This window comes from Burkholderia sp. AU6039 (assembly GCF_002223365.1).
Taxonomy (GTDB): domain Bacteria; phylum Pseudomonadota; class Gammaproteobacteria; order Burkholderiales; family Burkholderiaceae; genus Burkholderia.
Genome location: NZ_NKFK01000008.1, coordinates 156,970 through 178,551 on the forward strand (window position 1 = coordinate 156,970; position 21,582 = coordinate 178,551).

The 21,582-nt window shown below is 69.1% G+C and carries 16 protein-coding genes; 8 read left to right on the plus strand and 8 right to left on the minus strand.

Translation table 11 applies throughout. From position 1 onward, the window contains the following. Positions 1-248: 248 nt before the first annotated feature. The 6 genes from CFB39_RS36470 to CFB39_RS36495 all read left to right on the plus strand — a co-directional run bounded on the left by CFB39_RS36470 (position 249) and on the right by CFB39_RS36495 (position 7,311). The gene (locus CFB39_RS36470) at positions 249-1,739 is read left to right on the plus strand and encodes a PAS domain-containing sensor histidine kinase (protein ID WP_089476668.1); all 1,491 of its coding nucleotides are present in this window, start codon (positions 249-251) and stop codon (positions 1,737-1,739) included. Continuing rightward, positions 1,721-3,097 (plus strand): sigma-54 dependent transcriptional regulator, encoded by a 1,377-nt coding sequence (locus tag CFB39_RS36475; protein ID WP_089476669.1) that lies wholly within the window; start codon positions 1,721-1,723, stop codon positions 3,095-3,097. The genes CFB39_RS36470 and CFB39_RS36475 overlap by 19 nt, the downstream gene beginning before the upstream one ends. Before the next feature lie 435 nt (positions 3,098-3,532). Further along, complete coding sequence (locus tag CFB39_RS36480; protein ID WP_256991541.1) at positions 3,533-4,105, plus strand: hypothetical protein; 573 nt, start codon at positions 3,533-3,535, stop codon at positions 4,103-4,105. A 40-nt stretch (positions 4,106-4,145) separates the two neighbouring features. Next, the gene (locus tag CFB39_RS36485) at positions 4,146-4,694 is read left to right on the plus strand and encodes a hypothetical protein (RefSeq protein WP_089476671.1); all 549 of its coding nucleotides are present in this window, start codon (positions 4,146-4,148) and stop codon (positions 4,692-4,694) included. Between the two features lie 21 nt (positions 4,695-4,715). Next, positions 4,716-6,020 carry an MFS transporter gene (locus CFB39_RS36490; RefSeq protein WP_089476672.1) on the plus strand — a complete coding sequence of 435 codons (1,305 nt, stop codon included), beginning with the start codon at positions 4,716-4,718 and terminating at the stop codon, positions 6,018-6,020. A 37-nt stretch (positions 6,021-6,057) separates the two neighbouring features. After that, entirely contained in the window at positions 6,058-7,311 is a 1,254-nt protein-coding gene (locus CFB39_RS36495; protein WP_089476673.1) for an arsenic transporter, read from the plus strand. Between the two features lie 35 nt (positions 7,312-7,346). Here the strand turns inward: CFB39_RS36495 and CFB39_RS36500 are convergent, their stop codons facing one another. The 5 genes from CFB39_RS36500 to CFB39_RS36520 all read right to left on the minus strand — a co-directional run bounded on the left by CFB39_RS36500 (position 7,347) and on the right by CFB39_RS36520 (position 15,395). Further along, positions 7,347-9,452 (minus strand): TonB-dependent siderophore receptor, encoded by a 2,106-nt coding sequence (locus tag CFB39_RS36500; protein WP_089476674.1) that lies wholly within the window; start codon positions 9,450-9,452, stop codon positions 7,347-7,349. Positions 9,453-9,703: 251 nt separating this feature from the next. Beyond that, the gene (locus CFB39_RS40430; RefSeq protein ID WP_089476675.1) at positions 9,704-9,976 is read right to left on the minus strand and encodes a hypothetical protein; all 273 of its coding nucleotides are present in this window, start codon (positions 9,974-9,976) and stop codon (positions 9,704-9,706) included. 25 nt (positions 9,977-10,001) lie between these two features. Continuing rightward, positions 10,002-11,963: a phosphatase PAP2 family protein gene (locus CFB39_RS36510; protein WP_089476676.1), complete on the minus strand. Its 1,962-nt coding sequence runs from the start codon at positions 11,961-11,963 to the stop codon at positions 10,002-10,004. 185 nt (positions 11,964-12,148) lie between these two features. Beyond that, positions 12,149-13,735: a methyl-accepting chemotaxis protein gene (locus CFB39_RS36515; RefSeq protein WP_089476677.1), complete on the minus strand. Its 1,587-nt coding sequence runs from the start codon at positions 13,733-13,735 to the stop codon at positions 12,149-12,151. Between the two features lie 139 nt (positions 13,736-13,874). Then, positions 13,875-15,395 carry a diguanylate cyclase gene (locus tag CFB39_RS36520; protein ID WP_089476678.1) on the minus strand — a complete coding sequence of 507 codons (1,521 nt, stop codon included), beginning with the start codon at positions 15,393-15,395 and terminating at the stop codon, positions 13,875-13,877. Positions 15,396-15,754: 359 nt separating this feature from the next. On the opposite strand from CFB39_RS36520, the gene CFB39_RS36525 reads away from it, so the two are divergent. Then, complete coding sequence (locus CFB39_RS36525) at positions 15,755-17,050, plus strand: MFS transporter (RefSeq protein WP_089476679.1); 1,296 nt, start codon at positions 15,755-15,757, stop codon at positions 17,048-17,050. 61 nt (positions 17,051-17,111) lie between these two features. Further along, a complete protein-coding gene (locus CFB39_RS36530) occupies positions 17,112-17,894 on the plus strand; it encodes a substrate-binding domain-containing protein (protein ID WP_089476680.1) in 783 nt (260 codons plus the stop codon). A 24-nt stretch (positions 17,895-17,918) separates the two neighbouring features. Here the strand turns inward: CFB39_RS36530 and dctA are convergent, their stop codons facing one another. The 3 genes from dctA to CFB39_RS36545 form a co-directional block, all read right to left on the minus strand. Further along, positions 17,919-19,259, minus strand: coding sequence for a C4-dicarboxylate transporter DctA (gene dctA / locus CFB39_RS36535; protein WP_089476681.1), 1,341 nt, complete (start codon positions 19,257-19,259; stop codon positions 17,919-17,921). Between the two features lie 34 nt (positions 19,260-19,293). Next, positions 19,294-20,217: a LysR family transcriptional regulator gene (locus tag CFB39_RS36540; protein ID WP_089430088.1), complete on the minus strand. Its 924-nt coding sequence runs from the start codon at positions 20,215-20,217 to the stop codon at positions 19,294-19,296. Positions 20,218-20,389: 172 nt separating this feature from the next. Next, the gene (locus CFB39_RS36545; protein ID WP_089476682.1) at positions 20,390-21,571 is read right to left on the minus strand and encodes a fumarylacetoacetate hydrolase family protein; all 1,182 of its coding nucleotides are present in this window, start codon (positions 21,569-21,571) and stop codon (positions 20,390-20,392) included. Positions 21,572-21,582 lie beyond the last annotated feature (11 nt).

Below are 21,582 nucleotides of genomic sequence, written 5' to 3' on the forward strand. Positions count from 1 at the left end.
TCGGGATGGCATGACTTGCGGCGGCCGGAGCGGGTGCAGCAAGGTGCTAACGGAAACGATGCGCATGGGGGTTCGACGGGAAGCGTCGGGCTGGACGCTGGACCAAAGGCCGTCCAGCGCCCGAGGCTTTCCGGGGCGAGCCGGTGCCGCCGGCCCGGCAGGACGCCCGTGCGCTGCATGGCGAGCGTGGCGGCTTCGCATGACAGGCGATACGCTATGCTGTCGTCCTCAGCCGCCAGCCCGATCCGATGAAGCGTCCGTCGTTTTCCACCCAACTCGTCATGCTCTGGGCACTCGTCGCGGCGCTGTGCGCGACGCTGGTCGCGGTCGTCTGGATCACGGCGAGTTCCGCCGAGAGTCAGCAGGTCGCGAGCGCAAAGGCCGCCGGCGCGTCGGCCTGCGAAGCGGTCGCGTCGCGTTACAGCGCGTCTTCCGCGTCGCCGGGCGCCGGGCCCGCCCCGGAGCTGATGCATGCGATCCTCGACATCGTGCTCTCCCGTGCCCCCGACATGGAAGGCGGGTTCTGGATGCCCGGCGCCGCCCCCGCGGCAAGCGGCTTTCTCGCGTATTCCTTTCCCACCTACCAGGGCAGCGGCGTCAAACACGACGTACCGGAAGCGGAAACGCCGCTGATCCTCCGCACGCTGCGCGCCGCGGCCGCGACGCGTGCCGCGACCGCGAACGTCGTCGAAGGCGCGCAGGATGCCGTGATCGCGGCGGCCTGCCCGGTACGCGGCGGATCGGGGCTGTACGTGTGGATGCTGACGCGTGCGCGCCCGCCGCTGGGCCGGCACGGCGAGTTGCTGGCCACGGGCCTCGCGGCCGTCCTCGCCGTGATCCTGGCGATCGCGGCGGCGCTGGCCGTGGCGCTGCGCCGATGGAAGCGCAACCTCGCGCGGATCGAGAGCGGGCTGGGGCCCGACGGTCGCGAGCATCATCTGCCGTACGTCGGCGAGCCCGATCTCGACCGCGTCATCGATGCGTTCAACGAGCGGGCGCGGCGCGCGGATCGGCTGCAGCAGCAGGCCGACGAACTGCGCACGCGCCTCGCGCAGGCCGAACGCTTCGGCATGCTGGGCAAGCTGGCCGCGCAGGTCGCGCACGAGATTCGCAATCCGATGGGCGCGATGCGGCTGAAGGCGGAAAACGCGCTGGCCGGCGATGGCCGGCGGCAGCAGGACGCGCTGCGCGTGATCCTCGCGCAGATCGAGCGCATCGATGCGCAATTGTCGAGCCTGCTCGCGCTGACGCAGCCGGTGCGCCCGCATGCGACACGGGTCGACGTCGACGCTTGGCTCGCGCAGGTCGTCGACGCACACCGCGAGCTGGCGCAGCGGCAAGCGATCGATCTGACGCTGTCGCTCGGCGGGCAGGCCGAACGGCTGGCATGGCCGTCGGATCGTCCTGCTTTCGATCCCGACCAGATGCGGCGGGCGCTCGACAACCTGCTGCTCAACGCGCTGCACCACGCGGGCGACGGCGGTGCGGTCACGCTCGCCGCCGAGCGGCGCACGTTCGCCGGGCGCGACTGGCTGTGCCTCACCGTGTCGGACAGCGGCCCCGGCGTGCCGGCCGCGCAGCGCGAGCGGATTTTCGAGCCGTTCGTGACGGGCCGCGCGGAGGGCACGGGCCTTGGTCTGGCCGTCGTCCGCGAAGTGGCTGCGGCGCACGGCGGGCACGCGCGCCTCGACGGGGGCGCCGCATTCGTGATTGAAATTCCATGGCAAACATCCTCATAGTCGACGACGACGCGGCCTTTCGCGACAGCCTCGCCGAAACGCTCGCCGATCTCGGTCATCGCGCCGTCGAGGCGGCCTCCGGCCGCGCCGCGCTCAGCGCGCTGCGCGACGGCGGGGGCGTCGAATGCATCTTTCTGGACTTCCGCCTGCCGGATCTGGACGGGCTGGCCGTGCTCGCGCGACTGCGCGACGATCCTGCGCTGGCCGCGATTCCGGTCGTCATGCTGACGGCCCATGCGACCAGCGACAACACGATCGAAGCGATGCGGCTCGGCGCGTTCGATCACCTGACGAAGCCGATCGGGCGTCGCGACATCGCGCAACTGCTCGAACGCATCGTGTCGGCGAATCAGCCGCCCGTGCGCGCGCCGGGCGACAGCGATTTCGCGGGCGAACCGTCGGCGGACCGACCGCGGCTGCTGGGCGTGAGCGCCGCGATGCGCGACGTGCAGAAGCAGGTCGGCCGCGCCGCGATGAGCGACGCGACCGTGCTCCTGACCGGCGAGACGGGCACGGGCAAGGAGGTGGCCGCCCGCGTGCTGCATGCGGCGTCGGCCCGGCATGCGGGGCCGTTCGTCGCCGTCAACTGCGCGGCCATCCCGGCCGACCTGCTCGAAAGCGAGTTGTTCGGGCATCGTCGCGGTGCGTTCACGGGCGCGCATGCCGATCGCGCGGGGCGGCTCGTCGAGGCCGACGGCGGCACGCTCTTTCTCGACGAGATCGGCGACATGCCCGCCGCGATGCAGGCGAAGCTGCTGCGCGCGCTGCAGGAGCGCCAGGTGATGCCGCTCGGCGCGGATCGCGCCACGGCGATCGACATTCGCGTCGTGGCCGCGACGCACCGCGACCTTGCCGCGGCCGTCGCGGACGGCACGTTCCGCGAAGACCTCTTCTATCGGCTGAACGTCATTCCTTTGCACCTGCCGCCGCTCGCGGAGCGTGTGGCCGACATCCTTCCGCTCGCCGCGCATTTCCTCGGCAGCGCGGCGGGCACGCGCGCGCTGCATCTGACGAACGACGCGCAGCGCGCGCTGCTCGATCACCGCTGGCCGGGCAACGTGCGGGAACTGCGCAACGTGATGGAGCGGGCGGCCGCGCTCGCCCCCGGGCCGGCCATTGGCGCGGCCGATCTCGGCCTGGCCGCCGTGCCGGCGCGCGAGCCGCACGCCGATGCGGTGCCGGCGCACCTGCTCGACATGCCGCTGCCCGATGCACTGGCGACGGTCGAGCGCGCGGCGATTCTGCGCGCGCTCGAACGCGCGAACGGCAACCGCGCGGAAGCCGCGAGGCTGCTCGGGATCGGCCGCCAGTCGCTCTATGCGCGCATGGCGAATCTCGGGATCGAGCGCGACGACTAGGGCCTGTTCACGCTAATAACGGGCTTGCGAACACGCGTTGCCGGTCGTAGTGCAAGGAGTGAGGCGCGCCGTTTCGACTGTCGGGAATGCCGACATCCGGCGACGCGACGTGTCGGGAAATCCGACAGATTTCGCGCACGTCGTCGTTCGGCGCATGGCCACGCGGGGCGTCGCGGGTTGGCACGGGTATTGCGGATATCGATGCATCGCAACCCGTCGCCGGAGCCCGTCATGAAGTCGTACCTGCCTGTCGTTCGATCGCGGCCGCGGCGCCGTGCCGCCGTGCGCCGCTCGTCTCGCATGCTCTGCGCGGCCGCGCTCGTTGCCGTCGCAACGGTCAGCGTGGCGCAGGTTCCGCCCGCACCGCGCGCGGAAGATCCGGCCGGCGCCGTGCCGCCGCCTGCTCCTCCTCGGCCTCGCGCACTGGTGCCTGCCGTGCCCGGAAACGACACCGCACGGCATGCGCTGGTGTCCGGCACGCTGTCGCGCCTGACGATCAACCCGGAAGGCACCGTCGACGGCTTCGTGTTCTCCGACGGCACGCTCGTCCGCCTGCCGCCTCATCTCGGTTCGCAACTGACTGCGCTCGTGAAGACGGGCGACCGCGTGACGGTCGCCGGCGATCGACGCGTCGACGATGAGATCCGTGCCCGCGTCGTCCGCAACGACGGCACCGGCGCGTCGCTGTCCGATCAGCCGCCCGCGCCCGTCGCGCCGGTGCCGCCCATGCTGCGCGGCGTCAACCTCGCCCGCCTGAGCGTGTCCGGCGTCGTGCGCCGCGTGACACGGGCGCCGCGCGGCGAGCCGGACGGCGTGATGCTCGACAGCGGCGCGATCGTCAAGCTGACCGTTCCGGCCGCGCAGCAATTCGGCGCGCTGCTCGTCCCCGGCGAGCGTGTGGCCGCGGTCGGCTACGGCACGCGCAACGCCTACGGCGAAGCGCTGCAGGCGACGGCGTTCGGCGCGCCGGGCCATGTCGTGAATCTCTATGACGATGTCGCGCGCTGAGCGCGACGCCATTCCGAAACCCATCGAAAGGAGTCCTGCCATGCATTGGATCGATCCCGCCTGCCTGCCCGAAACGCGCGGCCGCGTCACGCAGTTCCTGCTGAATCCGCACGGAGACGTCGACGGCCTGATCCTGAACGGCGACCTGCAGGTTCACGTGCCGCCGCATCTGGGCCGCGAACTGGTGCGTCGTGTCGCGGTCGGCGACCGCATCCGCGTACGGGGCGTCAAGCCGCGTCGCGCCGAGATGATCGCGGCCGTGCAACTGACCGGCCGCGACGGCGTCGACATCGTCGACGACGGGCCCGCGCATGCTGCGCCGGCGAAGCCGACGCACCCCGCTCGACAACCGCTGGAATCGAGCGGCGAAGTCGCGTTTGCGCTGCACGGCCCGAAAGGCGAGTTGAACGGCGCGTTGCTGACGAGCGGCGTCGCGTTGCGGGTGCCGCCGCATGCGGCTGAAGCGCTGCACGAGTATCTGCGTCCCGGTGTCCATGTGCAGGCGTGGGGGCACGGCGTCGTCACGCCGCACGGCACGACGCTCGACGTGAGCGAGATCGCCGAGCTCGTCGATGCGGATGCCGATTGATCGTGCGACGCTGAGACGGCCATGCGAGCGGCGCGCGCGCTCGAAGCGCTCAACTTCTTCCTCGCCGACGTGCAGGCCGGCATCGGCCCGTTCATCGGCGTCATCCTGCTGTCGCGCGGCTGGGGCGCCGATGCGATCGGCTCGGTCATGACGCTGGCCGGGCTCGCCGCGATGGCCGCGACGCCGTTGGCCGGCGCGCTCGTCGACACGGTGCGCGCGAAGCGGGCGCTGATCGTCGTGGCGACCGCGGTGACGGCGCTGGCGTCGCTGGCGATGAGGTTCGTCCACGGCTATCCGGCGGTGGCGGCGTCGCAGGTCGTGGCGGCGGTCAGCGGCGCGGTGCTGGCGCCGGCCGCCGCGGGCGTGACGCTCGGCATCGTGCGTCGGCAAGGTTTCGACCGGCAGTTCGGGCGCAACCAGATGGCGAACCACGCCGGCAACGTCGCCGGTGCGGCGCTCGCCGGGTGGCTCGGCTGGCATGTCGGATTCGACGCGGTGTTCGCGCTGGTCGGCGTGTTCACGGTCCTCGCCATCGTGAGCACGCTGGCGATTCCCGGGCACGCGATCGATCACGCGTCCGCACGGGGTCTCGATCCTGCCGGTGCCGCACCGGGAACGGATGCTGCGCATCCACCACATGCGTCGGATGCGGCATCGGAGTCGGAGTCGGAGTCGGAGTCGGCGTCCGCACCGGCGTCGCGCGTCGGCGGCCTGCGCACGCTCGCCGACAACCGGCCGCTGGTGCTGCTCGGCGCGTCGCTCGCGCTGTTTCATCTCGGCAACGCGGCGATGCTGCCGCTCTACGGGATGGGCGTCGTCGTCACGCATCGCAGCAACGCGAGCGCGTTCACCGCCCAGACGATCGTCATCGCGCAGTGCGTGATGATCGCGGCGGCGTGGCTCGCGCCCCGGCTGATTCGCGCGCACGGTTACTGGCGGGTGCTGCTGTTCTCGTACCTCGTGCTGCCGGTGCGCGGGCTGGTCGCCGCGGCGTGGCTGAGCGAAGCGGGCGTGTGGCCGGTGCAGGTGCTCGACGGCATCGGCGCCGGGCTGCAAAGCGTGGTCGTGCCCGCACTCGTCGTTCACCTGCTGCATGGCTCCGGCCGTGTGAATGCCGGGCAGGGCGCCGTCGCGACCGCGCAGGGCATCGGCGCGGCGCTCAGTCCCGTGCTGGGCGGCGTACTCGCGCAGCACTTCGGCTATCCGGCCGCGTTCGTCGTGCTGGGCGCCGTGTCGACGGGCTCGCTCGCGCTGTGGCTCGGTCATGCGCGCGCGCTGGGCCGCGTGTGCGGCAAGCCCGCCGATCTATCGGCGACATCGTCGTGAAGGCGATGTCGATTTCCATGCCTCCATCCCCTTGCCCATGAATCCTGTTTCGCTTGCCTGGCTGATTTCCGCGCTCGCCACCGCGGGTGTCATCACGCGTCCGTTCGGCTGGCCCGAGGCCACCTGGGCCGTGAGCGGCGCGCTGCTGCTGGTCGTGTTGAACCTGTTACCGGCTGCGCAGGCGCTGGACGCCGTCGCGAAAGGCGGCGACGTGTACCTCTTCCTGACGGGCATGATGCTGCTGTCCGAGGCGGCTCGTCGCGAGGGGCTGTTCGACTGGGTCGCGACGCACGTCGTCAATCTCGCGCAGGGCTCGCCGCGGCGGTTGTTCGCGTTGATCTACGGGGTCGGCGTCGTCACCACGGTGTTCCTGTCGAACGATGCGACCGCCGTCGTGCTGACGCCCGCGGTGCTTGCCGCCGCGCGCCGCGCGAAGGCCGACCCGATGCCGCTGCTGTACAGCTGCGCGCTCGTCGCCAATGCCGCGAGTTTCGTGTTGCCGATTTCGAATCCGGCGAACCTGGTGCTGTACGGCGCGCACATGCCGGCGCTCGGCGTCTGGCTCGCGCACTTCGCGGCGCCGTCCGTCGCGTCGATCGTCTGCACGTTCGTGATGCTGCGGATCGTGCAGCGGCGTGCGCTGTCCGGCCGTTGCGAGTCCGGGCTGCCGGTGCAGCCGCTGACCAGCGGCGGCCGCATCGCGCTGGCGGGCATCGCCGCAACGGCCGTCGCGCTGATGGCGGTGTCGGTCGCCGATCGCCCGCTCGGGTTGCCGACCGCGCTGGCGGGCGTCGTCACGGTCGCGTGCGTGGCGATGCGGGATCGCGCGGCGTGCGTGCCGATCGTGCGCGCGATTTCATGGAGCGTGTTGCCGCTCGTCGCGGGGCTGTTCGTCGTCGTCGAGACGCTCGACCGGACCGGCGCGGTGCACGCGCTGGCGGGGCTGCTGCATCTGCTGATGCAAAGCGGCGAGCACGTCGCCGCGGCCGTGGCCGGCGTCGCGGTCGCGCTGGTGTCGAACGCGGTCAACAACCTGCCCGCCGGGCTGATCGCGAGTTCGACGATCCACGCCGCGCACAGCCCGCAGACGGTGGTCGACGCGATTCTGATCGGCGTGGATCTTGGCCCGAACCTGTCGATCACCGGTTCGCTCGCGACGATTCTGTGGCTGGCGGCGATCCGGCGCGAAGGGCTGCAGGTCGGTTTCCGCGCATTCCTCGCGGTCGGCGCGTGCGTGATGCCGCCTGCGTTGCTGCTCGCACTGGGCGCGCGGTTCGTGGTCGGCGGCTGACGCGCGATGCACGTCGCATCAGCCGCCCGGCCGCGCTAGAACGAGTACGCGAGCGACGCGAACAGGCTGCGCGGCGCGCCCGGCGTGACCCACAGGCTGTTGTACGAGCTGACGTAGGTGGTGCGGTTGAACAGGTTGTTCAGCACGACCGACGCCCGCAGGTGCTTGTTGACCTGCACGTAGCCGTTGAGCTGGACGGTCGCGTAGGCCGGCAGCTCGAAGCCGTCCTGCGTGTTGGCCGTGTTGCCGGCGCGGCGGCCGACATAGATCACGCCGGCGCCGGCGCCGGCCTTGTCCGCGAACGGCAGGGTCGTCTCGTACATCAGCAGCGCGCTGCCGCTCAGCCGCGGTATGTCGACGAGCCGCGCGCCGGGCGTCAGCACCGTGTCGCGCGTGACTTCGGCATCGACGTACGCGAGGTTGACGAGGCCGCGCAGGCCGTGCCCGAGGTCGCCGCTCCATTCGAATTCGACGCCGCGGCTGCGTACTTCGCCGGCCGCGCGCGAGAAGCCGGCATTCGCCGGATCGGCGGTCAGCACGTTGCGCTTGGTCACGTAGAACGCCGAGACGGTCGTGAGCGAGCGCGCGCCCGCCCATTTCGCGCCGGCTTCGTAGCCGTGGCCTTTTTCGGGATCGAACGCGTTGCCGCCGACGTCCGCGCCGTTGTTCGGCCGGAACGAATACGCGGTGTTCGCATAGAACGACCACGCGGGGCTCATTTCATACACGACGCCGAGACGCGGGCTCACCGCGGTCTGCAACTGGCTCGTCGTCACGCCCTTCAGGCGGTTGTCGATCGACTGGTGGAAGCGATCCCAGCGCAGCCCGGCCAGGATCTTCCAGTGCGGCCCGAACGCGAGCGTGTCCTGCGCGTAGACGCCTTGTCCGTCATCGCGTTCGAGCAGGTTGGTCGCGGTACGCAGCGCGGGCGCGGGCTGGCCGTAGACCGGATCGAAGATGTCGATCGCATACGGCGCCGCGGCGCTCGGCGTCGAGCGCGCGACGAACTGGTCATAGTTGAAGCGATACGCGTCGACGCCCATCACGAGCGTGTGGCCGATGCCGCCGGTGCGGAACGTGCCGGTCGTTTCGACGCGGCCTTGCAGGTCGTTCGAGTGAAACGCGACTTGCCGGTAGCGGCGCCACAGCGTGCGGCCGTCCGGCTGCAACGCGAACGCCTCGGACGAGCGCCCCGACAGGTCGGTGTTGCGTTGCGCGACGCCGGCATTGATCGACCAGCTCGAATCGATGCGGTGCTCGAGCGTGAACTGATGGCCCGTGTTGCGCACGTCGTAGTCGCCGTCGCGCGGCTCGCCGAGAAAGCGCGACGCGGGGATCACGCCCAGCTGGCCATTGACCGCCAGCACGCCGCGATCGAGCGGCGCACGCTGGCGCGCGCTCTCGAATTCATAGTGGAGCGTCGTGTCCGCGCCGATGTCCCACGTGAACGACGGCGAGAACAGGTAGCGCTTGCTCGACACAGTGTCGCGAAAGCTGCCGTTGTTCTCGTTCATCGCGACGAAGCGGTACGCGAGCGTTTTCGTGACGGGGCCGGTCGAATCGAGCGTCTGACGCAACGCGCCGTAGCTGCCGGCCGACACGCCGATGGTGTTCGCGCGAGCGAATTGCGGCTGCTTCGTCGTATAGCTGATGATCCCGCCCGGGTCGCCGCGGCCATACAGTGCGGACGCCGGCCCCTTGAGCACTTCCATGCGCTCGAGGCTGACGGTGTCGCGCGGCACGCTCATCCCGCGATTCCACGAAAAGCCGTTGACCAGGTAGTCGGTGCCGGACGTGCCACCGTCGCCGGCGAAGCCGCGCACCGCGTAGTTGTCCCACAGGCCGCCGAAGTTGTTCTGGCGCGAGACGCCCGCGACCCAGTCGTACAGATCGTCGCCGCGCGTGGCGGCCACCGTCTGGATCAGCTTCGTATCGACGCTGCTGACCGCGAACGGAATCTCCATCACGTCCGCCTCGCTGCGTGTCGCGCTCGTCGATTCGCGCGTGCGGAACGGCGCCGTCGCGCGTTGCGCGGACACTTCGATGGCGGGCAGCGCCGTCTCCTGCGCGTCGGCGGCGCCCATGCCGGCCGTGCCGACGACGATGGCCATCGGTGCGGCCGCCCAGTTCCTCCTGCTCATACCCGTCCTTTTTCCTTTTTGTGTCGTTCGCGTTCGGGCACGGCGGGCGGCCTGGCGCCGGCATCTGTGTTCCAAACAGTACATTTGCGCGGCAATTTAATGCAAATGAGAGGCATTTGCAATCGTAATTTTGAGATGGGCCCGACGGCACGGCGCTCGTCCGGTTCGGCGCGGTCGCCATTCGAGATGGCGAGTAGTACGGGCCGACGATCTACGGCTTCGAATGGCGCTCGATGGACGAGCCGCGGCGATCAACTGTCGGAACGGGAGAAGGGCTTGCTCGGCGAGGCGCTGCGCTTGCTCGCCGAGACGCGGGCGCGTGCGCTGGAACTCTGTGCCGAGATGAACCGGCGGCAGGGCGGCGCCACGCCGGATGTCCACGACTTCAACCTGCCGACGATCATCGAGCTGCAGCGACGCCCGCCCGCTTCGCGTGAGCCCAGGCCCAAGCCCAAGCCCAAGCCCAAGCCCAAGCCGAAGCCGAAGCCGAAGCCGAAGCCGAAGCCGCCCTCGAGCGGCCTCACTGCCAGGATCGATGCCCGCTGCCGGCTACGCCGCCGACAGCGTGACCGACACGCCCGTCGCGGTATAAACCGGCGTGGCCTTGAACCCGTCGACCGTCACCGTCGCAAACTTCGCGGCGGCCGCCGCGCCGTCGATCAGCGCGATGGTGTCGCCGGCCTTCGGCGTGTAGCCGTTCACGAACTTCACGCGCAGCGTGCCGCCCGTGACGGTGAGCGGGCCGCCCACGCGCAGGCGGCCGCCGCCGTTGCCGTCGATGTCGAGTTCGAGCGTCGTGTTGTCGAGCTGCGTATAGCGGGTCGCGATCGTCACCGGTGCGTTGGCCGCGATCTTCACGCCGCCGCCCGAGCCGACGTACACGTCGCCCTTGCCGAACGCCGTCGTCGACGCGGCCGCGAGCGTGCCGCCGCTCACCTGCGTGCCGCCCGTGTAGCTGTTGTTGCCCGCCAGCGTCAGCGTGCCGCTGCCTTGCAGCGTCAGCTTGCCGGCGCCCGCGACGTCGTTGCGCCACAGGTCGGCCGCATTGAGCCCGCCCTGCGACGCATCCATCGACACGATCACGTTGCCGTTGAACGCGCCGTAGCCGTCGGCGGCCGCGAACAGGTTCAGGCGCCCCCAGCCTTCCGCATCGTCCATGACCGGATAACCGGACGGCACTTCGGTCGTCTTCAGCACGACGCGCCGCTGGTCGGCGCTCAGGTACGGGAAGCGCGTCTGCAGCAGGATCTCCGCGCCCTTCGGCACGACCGGCGGCGCATCCGTCGATTCGATCGCGGCGAAGCCGAACGTCATGCGGCGCAGGAACGCGGCCTTGTTCGTCGCGTAGTCGGCGAACCGGTCGGTGGCCGTCGTACCGGAGTGTGCGAAGGCGGAGAAGGTCGTGGCGCTCGTCCCCGTCAGTTGCTGCAGCGCCTGGTGGGCTTGCGTATAGGCGGCCTGCGCGTCATTGGCGTACGCGGTCAGGTTCGCCGCGCTGACGGCCAGCGCGAGCATGCGCCCGCCGATCACGTCGAGCGGCGAATGCATGCCGGCGAGGATCCGGTTCTCGCCCAGTTCGAGGCCGCGGCTGACCATTTCCTGGAAGCGTTCCGGCACGAGCCACGCCATCGTCGTCGCATCGCGCACCGCCTCGGCCGTGTGGCCGCTGATGAAGCCGCCGTCGGTCGCGGGCGTCGTGCTTTCCGCCGGCACGAGCGTCGGCGCGACCACCACGCTGGTGCTCCAGCGGTACGGGCGCGCATATTTGAAGAAGCGCTTCGACGGTTCGGTCGACGCGTTGTTGCCCATTTCGTTGAGCAGGTCGACGACCTTCCCGAAGCTGGCGTTGCCGCTGCTGCTGCCGACGCCGACGTTGTTGCCCGAGTCGTTGTACAGCACGGTCGTCGCATCGGCGGGCACGCTGGTGATGCTGGTCGTCTGCTGGGCCGCGGTGCGCCACGCGGCGGTGAGCGGGCCCATGCCGTCGGTCACGCTGTAACCCTTGCCGCGCCGGTCGTCGTAGTACGCGGCATCGGCCTGCTGCGACGTGCGGGCGGTCGTCGCGTTGACCACGTACTGCACGTTGGCCGACAGCACCGCATCGTTCAGGATCGTGCCGCACGACACGCCGCTGTTCGGCAACCCGGAGCAGGTCGACGGCGAGATGGCCGGGAACGCGCCGTTTGCCGGCGCGCTCACGCCCGCGTCGACCAGCATCGTCGCCGGTTGCCAGAGATCGAGGAAGCGGCTCACCACGCGCACCGCGGCGTTGGTCGACAGCGTCGCATAGCGCGCATCGCCGCGCTGGTTGGTCGCGACGTTGTCGACGAACGCGGGCACGCTCGGAAGTGGTGCGCTGTCGACGAAGCCGGGGTCGGCGGGCGGCGCGGGAACGGCCGCCGCCAGGGTGCTGGTCGACGCGACATCATCGCCGCCGCCGCAGGCAGCCAGCACGATCGCACTCGACAAGGCTGCGACGTGCAGCGGGAAACGGCTTCGTGACGCAAACATGCAAGACTCCATCCTGATGGTCGAAGATGGCGAATTGTGGTGATCGATCGTTACGTGGCCGTTACGGATTTGTTTCGTGTCGGATGCAAGGCGCGCGAATTCCCACTATCTGGTTAATTTCGGGTGCTGAGCATGTCGGGCGACGGATTCGATGCGTCGATCGAGGGCACGCGCGCGGAGGGGGGCTATGCGCCAGCCGCCCGCGTGTCGAGCCGGAACAGCGATACCGCCTCGGCAAGCCGGCCGCCCTGTTCCTCGAGCGACTTCGATGCGGCGGCGGCCTGTTCGACGAGCGCCGCGTTCTGCTGGGTGACTTCATCCATTTGCGTAATGGCCAGATTGACCTGCTCGATGCCGCGGCTCTGCTCGTTCGACGCGGCCGCGATCTCGCCCATGATGTCGGTCACGCGCGCGATCGCATGCGTGACCTGGGTCATCGTCTCGCCCGCGTTGTTCGCGATCTGCGAGCCGTCCTGGATTTTCCGGACCGATTCCGAGATCAGCTCGCGAATTTCCTTCGCGGCGCCCGACGAACGCTGCGCGAGACTTCGGACTTCGCTGGCCACCACGGCAAAGCCGCGGCCCTGTTCGCCCGCGCGGGCGGCCTCCACGGCCGCGTTGAGCGCGAGGATGTTGGTCTGGAAGGCGATCCCTTCGATGATCGCGGTGATCTCGGCGATTTTGGTGGAACTGGCGCTGATGTCCGTCATCGTGTCGACCATCAGGCCGACTGCCGTGCTGCCGCGCTGGGCGACTTCCGACGCGTTGTTGGCCAGCCCGCTCGCCTGCTGCGCATTGTCGGCGTTCAGGCGCACGGTGGAGGTCAGCTGCTCCATGCTCGAGGCGGTCTCCTGCAACGAGGCGGCTTGCTGTTCCGTGCGGGAGGAGAGGTCCTGGTTGCCGGACGCGATTTCGCCGGCGCCTGTCGCGACATTGCCGGATGCCGTGCGGACTTCCGCGATCAGGCGGGTCAGGTTCGCCTGCATGTCGCGCATCGAAGCCAGGACGCTGCCGGCCGGCGCGGCACCGGTCGACGATCCGGTACCGAGATCGCCGGCCGCGATACGGCGCGCGATGTCGCTGAGCGCGGCAGGCTCCGTGCCGAGCGCGCGCAGCAGGCCGCGGGTGATGAAGACGCCCAGGATCGCGGCGGCGGCTGCCGCCGCGATACACATGACGATCAGCATCAGCCGTTGTGATGCATAGCGGTCGGCCGATTCCGTCACCAGTTGCGCGCCTTGCGTGCGGGCGAACGTCGCATAGGCGTCGGTGGCGGTGACAAGCCTGGCCAGCAGCGGCCGACACTGTTCGTTGATCATCGTGATGGCCTGGTCGCGCCGGTTGTTCGCCGCCGCGTCGACGATCGCGCGCGCCACGGGGCCGTACTGCGCTTCGACCGCGCCGATTTGCCGGACCAGTTCGCGGGCCTTGTCGGTCGCGCCGCTCCCCTCGCGGACCGCATTCGTCAGTTCGCCGAGCAGCGCGCCGACCTCGCGGTCGGCCTGCAGCGCCGCGTCCTTCTCGATGTCCGCGTCGCGCGGTGCGGTCGCGAGCACCTGGTTGCGGGCGGCGATCGCACGCCGGTCGACCGCGACGCGAACCTTGTCCGCCAGGATTGCACGGGCGTTGGTGCCGTTGACGTAATTTTCGAATGCCGCGTTCGCATTGCCGAGCGATACGATGCCGAGAATGGAGACGAGCAGAACCATGCACGTCAGGAGGCTGAAAGCGAGGGTCAGCTTCGTGCGAACCGTTAATCGTTGATCATTCATGTGAGCAGTCCAGTTTCGTTGAGATCGCATAGTTTTCCTTATTATCGGATGGGTCCATGAACAATTCGGGACCGTTTTCCGAGGCAATCGTTTGCGTATGTGCCGCTGCCGAAAAAATGCAGACGCGATCCGTGGCCGGTCAGGCCACGCGAGCGTGTTGCTCGGTTTCCGCGCAACACACGCGGTTCCGGCCTTCGCGCTTCGCACGATAAAGCGCCATGTCCGCCTGATGCGACAGCGCATGCACGGACGGGGGCCGCGCGCGATGGCCGGTCGCGCAGCCGATGCTGACGGTGAAGGCCGGCACGGTTTCCGCGAACCCGTCGAGCCGGTTGCGTTCGACTTCGCGGCGAATCGCCTCCGCGACCTGCGCGGCACCGCTTTCGTCGGTATCCGGCAGCACCGCGACGAACTCCTCGCCGCCGTAGCGCGCGGCGAGATCGCCGCGCCGCCGCGTGTGGGTGCGGATGCATTCGGCGAGAAAGCGCAGTGCCGTGTCGCCTTCCGCATGCCCGTGCCGGTCGTTGTACTGCTTGAAGTGGTCGGCATCGATGAACAGGATCGACAGGCTGCCGTTGCTGCCGCGCTGCAGCCGTTCCCATTCGTCGGCGAGCGCGATATCGAGCGCGCGGCGGTTGCATAAACCCGTCAGCGGATCGGTCCGCGTGAGATCCGTGAGCAGCGTCTGCTTGCGCAGGTTGTCGCGCAGCGCAAACGCCAGCAGCCAGACCACCACGCAGAAGAATGCGCTGATCACGGTGGCGGACACGCCTACCGTCCACGACAGGCGCGTGATGCTCGCCAGCACGTCGCGCTCGGCCGGCGCGACGACGGCGATCAGCGGCGTGCCCGGCACCCGCTGGTACGTATACAGCCGCATGGTGCCGTCGATGACCGAACGCGCGGGGTAGAAGCCCGATTCGCTGTGCACCATCCGCTCGAACGCTTTCGAGCGACGCAGGTGGTTCATCTGGTTGTCGTTCAACGACGGATTTCTCGCGAGGATCGCACCGTCCGCGCGCAGGATCGCGCTGACCCCGTTCGGCCCGACATCGAGGCCGGACAGGAGCTGCTCGAAATAGGCGATGTCGATGGCGACCACCGCGATGCCGTTGAACGTATGGTCCGGCCGTTCGATGCGCCGTGACAGCGCGATCGATTCCTTGTCGCCGCGCGAGCGCGCGCGATAGGCCTCGGACACGTAGAGGCCGACGTTGTCGGCATCGCGATGGACCTTGAAGTAGTCCCGATCGCTGAAATCCCAACGATGGGTCGTGCCGCAGCAGCCGTCGATCAACTGGCCGTGCCGGTCGGTCACGCCCATGCCGGTCACGTATTGCGCGGCCGTGCGCTCGAACAGCAGGTCATGCCGCAGCCCGGCATCCATGCGCCGCACCGCGGGCTTGCCGAGATCGGACGCGAGCGCGACCAGCGCGTTGTTCGACGTCTCGACGGTGCGCGCGATCTGGCTCACCAGCACGGCGGCGACGTTGCGCGACGTCTCGTGCGCGTGCTCGATCACTTCGCTGCGCCCGATCCACAGTGTCGCCGCGCTGATCCCGAGCGCCGCCAGCGACATCAACGTGCCCAATGCGCCGACGACAAGATGGTTGCGTCCGGCCCAGTCGGCGATTTTCTCGATCGAGGTGGTTGCGGGCATGCTCGTGCTCGTATGGGCAGCCGGTTGCAACGGCTCCGGCGCGGGTCAAATCCGGGTTAACGGCACGGTTAACAGAAAATCGAGGCCGGCAGGGCCTCCCGTGGGCGCGGGCAGTCGCGCACGGGAGCGCAAACGTGTGCGAGCCCGCGTGGCCGGTCATGCAATGCGTTGCATCGGGCGTTCGGCGCGCCCGGAACGATGCGCGGCGGCACGCGCTGCCGGCAGGTCGATTGATAACCCATCGACATCAATCCTTCCAAAAATTGCACTTATCGTTTGACCGGCGACGAGCGAACATGCCGGAAAACGACAATCGATCCACCCCTCCCGCGTATTTCCGGATTTTCAGGAGACACCCGATGCACCCCTCGTCCAGCCTTCCGAACGCACGTTCGAAGGCCGCTGCGGTTTTCCGCGTCACCGCCGGGAATTTTCTCGAGCAGTTCGACTTCTTCCTGTTCGGCTTCTACGCCACGCAGATCGCCAACGTTTTCTTTCCCGCACAAAGCGAGTTCGCGTCGCTGATGATGACCTTCGCCGTGTTCGGCGCCGGCTTCCTGATGCGGCCGCTGGGCGCCATCGTGCTGGGCGCGTACATCGACGACGTCGGCCGCCGCAAGGGCCTGATCGTCACGCTGTCCATCATGGCGAGCGGCACCGTCCTGATCGCGTTCGTGCCGGGCTACGCGACGATCGGCCTGCTGGCGCCCGCGCTCGTGCTGCTCGGGCGGCTGCTGCAGGGCTTCTCCGCCGGCGCGGAACTGGGCGGCGTCTCGGTCTATCTCGCCGAACTGGCGACGCCGGGCCGCAAGGGCTTCTTCACGAGCTGGCAATCCGCCAGCCAGCAGGTCGCGATCGTCGTCGCGGCGGCCCTCGGCTTCGCGCTCAATCAATGGCTGAGCGCGTCGGCCATCGCCGCGTGGGGATGGCGCGCGCCGTTCTTCGTCGGCTGCATGATCGTGCCGTTCATCTTCATGCTGCGCCGTAACCTGGAGGAAACCCAGGAGTTCAAGGCGCGCAAGCATCGCCCGGGCATGAAGGAAGTGTTCGGTACGCTGGTGCAGAACTGGGGCGTCGTGGTGGCCGGCATGATGCTGGTCGCGATGACCACCACGAGCTTCTATCTGATCACGGTCTACGCGCCGACCTTCGGCAAGACGGTGCTGCACCTGAGCACCGCCGACAGCCTGCTCGTGACGCTCTGCGTCGGCGTGTCGAACTTCGTGTGGCTGCCGATCGGCGGTGCGCTGTCCGACCGGATCGGCCGCCGGCCGCTGCTGGTCGGCATGACGGTGCTCACCGTCGTGACCGCCTACCCGGCGCTGTCGTTGCTCGCGCACGCGCCGTCGTTCGTCAACATGCTGCTCGTCCTCCTGTGGCTCTCGTTCATGTACGGGATCTATAACGGGGCGATGGTCGTGGCGCTCACGGAGGTGATGCCGGTGCAGGTGCGCGTCGCAGGCTTCTCGCTCGCGTACAGCCTCGCGACGGCCGTGTTCGGCGGCTTCACGCCGGCCATTTCGACCGCGCTCATTCACGCGACGGGCGACAAGGCCGCACCGGGCTACTGGATGAGCTTCGCCGCGGTGTGCGCGCTGCTGGCGACGTTCGCGCTCTATCGTCGCCGCACGGCGACGCTGACGCCGGCGCATTGATGCCCGGGCCATCCGGAATGCTTGCCAACCCATACGAATCCGCACGACCACGACCACGATCATGAGAAACCTGCTCCCGAAATTTTGCGCGGCCGCGCTCGTCCTGGCCACGGCAGTGGCTGCCAACGTGCAGGCCGCCGAACTGCACGTGATGAGCTCGGGCGGCTTCACCGCCGCCTACAAGCTGCTCGGCCCCCGGTTTGCTGCCACCACGGGCAACACGCTCGATACCGCGCTCGGCCCGTCGATGGGCAAGTCGCCCGAGGCGATTCCGAACCGGCTCGCGCGCGGCGAGCCCGCCGACGCCGTCATCATGGTCGGCTATGCGCTGGACGACCTGATCAAGCAGGGCAAGGTCATCCCCGGATCGCGCGTCGAGCTGGCCGACTCGCGTATCGGCGTGGTCGTGCGCGACGGCTCGGCAAAACCCGACGTCGGTTCCCCCGAGGGTCTCAAGCAGGCGCTGCTGCACGCGAAGTCGATCGCCTACTCGGACAGCGCGAGCGGCGTGTATATCGAACGCGAGCTGTTCAGGAAGCTCGGCATCGAGGACCAGGTGAAGTCGAAGGCGAAGATGATTCCGCGGATTCCGGTGGCATCGGTCGTCGCGAACGGCGACTACGAGATCGGCTTCCAGCAGGTGAGCGAGCTGCTGCCGGTCAAGGGGGCGACCTTCGTCGGCAAGATCCCCGAATCGCTGCAGTCGGTCACGCGCTTCGCGGCCGGCATCCCCGTCGGCGCGCAGCATCCGGCGGAAGCGAAGGCGCTGCTCGACTATCTCGCGTCGCCCGACGTGCAGGCCGACGTGAAATCGACCGGGCTGGATTCCGTCCCCGCTCATTGAGCCTGATCGACGGGAAGGTTGGCGTCAGACCGCCTTCCCGTCACCGTCACCGTTGCCGCCGGCATCCGCGGCGGCACGGTCCGCCTCGACCCCGTTCGGGGACACCGGCCCGCCGGCAGCGAGCCGCTGCGCAAGACGCGCACGATCGCACGCACCTTCCCACATCGACACGAAGATCACCGCGCACGCATTGCTGATCACGCTCGTCAGCGCACGCGCCTCGGACATGAAGCGATCGATGCCGACCAGCAGTGCCACGCCGGCGACGGGCAGGTCGGGCATGACGGCGAGCGTGGCGACCAGCGCGACCAGCCCGCTACCGGAAACACCGGCCGCGCCCTTGGACGTGACCAGCATCACGGCGAGCATCAAGGCGATCTGCGACGCGGAAAGGGGCACGTCGCACGCTTGCGCGATGAACAAGGCCGCGAGCGTCAGATAGATCGCGGTGCCGTCCAGGTTGAACGAATAACCCGCCGGCAGCACGAGCCCCACGACGCCCTTGTCGCACCCGAGCGATTCCAGCTTGACGATCAGGCGCGGCAGCACGGGCTCCGACGACGACGTCGCGAGGACGATGAGCAACTCCTCGCGCAGGTAGCGCAACAGCCGCCACAGCGCGAAGCCGTGCAGCCGCGCGAGCGGCGCGAGCACCAGCGCGACGAACAGCGCGCAGGCCGCATAGAAGGACACCACCAGCTTCGCGAGCGAGCCGACCGAACCGATCCCGAAGCGGCCCACCGTGAAGGCCATCGCGCCGAACGCGCCGAGCGGGGCGAGCCGCATGATCATCGCGAGCACGCGAAAGACCACCTGGGCGACCCCGTCGATCAGCGCAAGAACGGGCTGGCCGGCCCGCCGGTGCGCATTCAGCGAGAAGCCGAACAGCAGCGACAGCAGCAGCACCGGCAACACCTCGCCGTGCTCGAACGCGCCGAGCATCGTATCGGGGATCACGCTCAGCCCGAATGCCACGAGCCCGCGCGGCTGCGCCTCCTTCGCGTACTGCGCGAGGATGCTCGCATCGAGATGATGCACGTCGATGTGCAGGCCGGCGCCGGGGCGCAGCACGAACGCGATGACGAGCCCGATCGCGAGCGCGACGGCGGTCAGCAGATAGAAGAGCGCCAGCGCCCGGACGATCGTGCGGCCGATGGCCTTCCCGTTCGCCAGTGACGTGATGCCCGAGACGATCGTGCAAAAGACGATCGGCGCGATGGTCATCCGCACGAGGCCGACGAATGCGTCGCTGAGGGGCTTGAGCATCGCGCCTGCGGCCGGCCATGCGTGACCGACGGTCACGCCGAGCAGCATCGCGAGCAGGACCTGCACGTAGAGCGATTTGAGCAGCCTGGCCAACCTCACGGGACGGTCTTCCTTCGTGTCTCTTGTGTCGTTGTCACACCGATGCATCGCTGCTTGCGATTCCGTCGCGCTTCGCGTCGACGATCATCCGGTGAAATGCCTCGGCGGCCGGCGTGAGCGGTCGTCCGCGCCGCTTGACGATGCCCACGCGGCGTTTGACGACCGGCTCGACGAGCGGCACGCTCGTGAGAATGGGATGGTCGTGCCCGGGCATCGCCATCGAGGGCACCGCGGCGACGCCGAGCCCCGCCTCGATCAAGCCGAGCAGGGTCGTCACGTGGCGCGCTTCGCACACGCTCGGCCCACGCGGCGCCACGGCGGCGAGCGCCTGGTCGAGCAACAGGCGGTTCCCGGAAGTCTTGTCCACCGACACGTAATCGTGCTCGTACAGTTCGTTCCAGGTGACGCGCTTCTTGCGCGCGAGCGGATGGTCGCGGCGGCAGGCAGCGACGAACCGCTCCTGGAGCAGCATCTTGAACTCGATCTCGGCTTCCTGGCTGCCCATGAAGCTCACGCCGAAATCGGCCTCGCCGCTGATGACGGCGCCGAGCACCTCGTTCGCGCTCGCGTCCAGCAGCTTGACCCGGATGCGCGGAAAGCGCTGATGATAGCGCGCGATGATGGCCGGCAGAAAGTAGTAGGCGACCGACGGCACGCACGCGATGGTCACATGGCCCAGGCGGCTCGACGACACGTCGCGAATGCCGAGCAGGGCCGCGTCGAGATCGTCGAGCAGCTGTTCGGCGCTCTGCGCGAACACGCGGCCGACCGTGGTGAGCGCGACGCGACGCGTGGTGCGCTCGAAGAGGCGCACGCCGAGCGCTTCCTCGAGCTTGTCGATCCGGCGGCTCAACGCGGGCTGGGAAATGCTGACCGATTCCGCGGCCTTTCGGAAGCTGCCCGTTTCCACGACCGCGCGAAACGCCTGCAAGTCGTTCAAGTCGAAGTTGATCCCCACGGGCGCGTCTCCGCATCTCAGATGGGGCGTATTTTGCATGATTTCGCCGGGCGGCCGCACCGGCGCGGCACGCATCCACGCCACCCTTGATCGCAACCGCGTGCGTGAGCGTGCGGCCTGGCCGTCGATCCACCGCGCGTCGATGTCGATGGGGGCGTCGCGGCCCCGGGCGTTACGGTGCAAGCAGGCCGCGTGCGGCCAGATTCGCATACAGCGCGCGCACGCCGAAGGTCCACGGCGCGATCTCGGTGCACAGCCGCACGGTGTTGACGAGTGCGCCGAGTGCGGGCGTGGAGAGGGTGACGCGGTCGCCCAGGTGATGCGTGAATCCGCCGCCGGGCGCGTCGCGGTCCTGGATCGGCGAAAACATCGTGCCGAGGAACAGCATGAAGCCGTCCGGATACTGGTGATGCGCGCCGCAGGTCTGCGCGACGAGGTCGACCGGGTCGCGGCTGATCTCGCGCATGTGGCTGATGCCGTCGAGGACGAAGCCGTCGTCCGCGCCTTCGACGCGCAGCGACACGCTGGCCTCGCGCACGCTGTCCAGCGTGAAGCCGTCGTCGAACAGCCGCACGAACGGGCCGATCGCGCACGAGCCGTTGTTGTCCTTGCATTTGCCGAGCAGCAGCGCCGAGCGGCCTTCGATGTCGCGCAGGTTCACGTCGTTGCCGAGTGTCGCGCCCACCGGCCGGCCGTCGCTGGAAACCGCGAGCACGATCTCCGGTTCGGGGTTGTTCCAGACCGATACCGGCAGCAGCCCCACGTCCGCGCCGAAGCCCACCGCCGACATTGGCTGCGCCTTCGAGAACACCTCGGCATCGGGGCCGATGCCCACTTCCATGTATTGCGACCACGCACCGCGGCGCTCGAGTTCCGCCTTCAGCCGCAGCGCGGCGTCCGAGCCCGGCACGATCTTCGACAGATCGGTGCCGATGGTGGCCGCGATGGTCGCGCGCACGTCCGCTGCTTTCACGGGGTCGCCGCCGGCCTGTTCCTCGATCACGCGTTCGATCAGGCTGACGGCGAAGGTCACGCCGCAGGCCTTGATGGCCTGCACGTCGCACGGCGCGAGCAGGTGGGTCGCGCCGCGCGTGCCGTCGAGCGCCGCCTGCAGCAGCGGCTCGACGCGGCCGAGCGATTCGCCGGGCGCCGTGCGGGCGAGGGCGACGGCGTCGGGGTGGTCGAACAGGTCCGCGGTGGTCGGTACGGTGCGCGTGATGTCGATCACTTCGCCGTCGCGCACGGCAACGACGCTCGGGCCCGAACGGGCCCCATCGTGGCGCCAGACACGGCCGATCAACAGGGCCCGTGCGAGGTCGTGCGGCAGGCAGTCGGAAACGGAAAGGGTACGCATGGTCGGCTCGG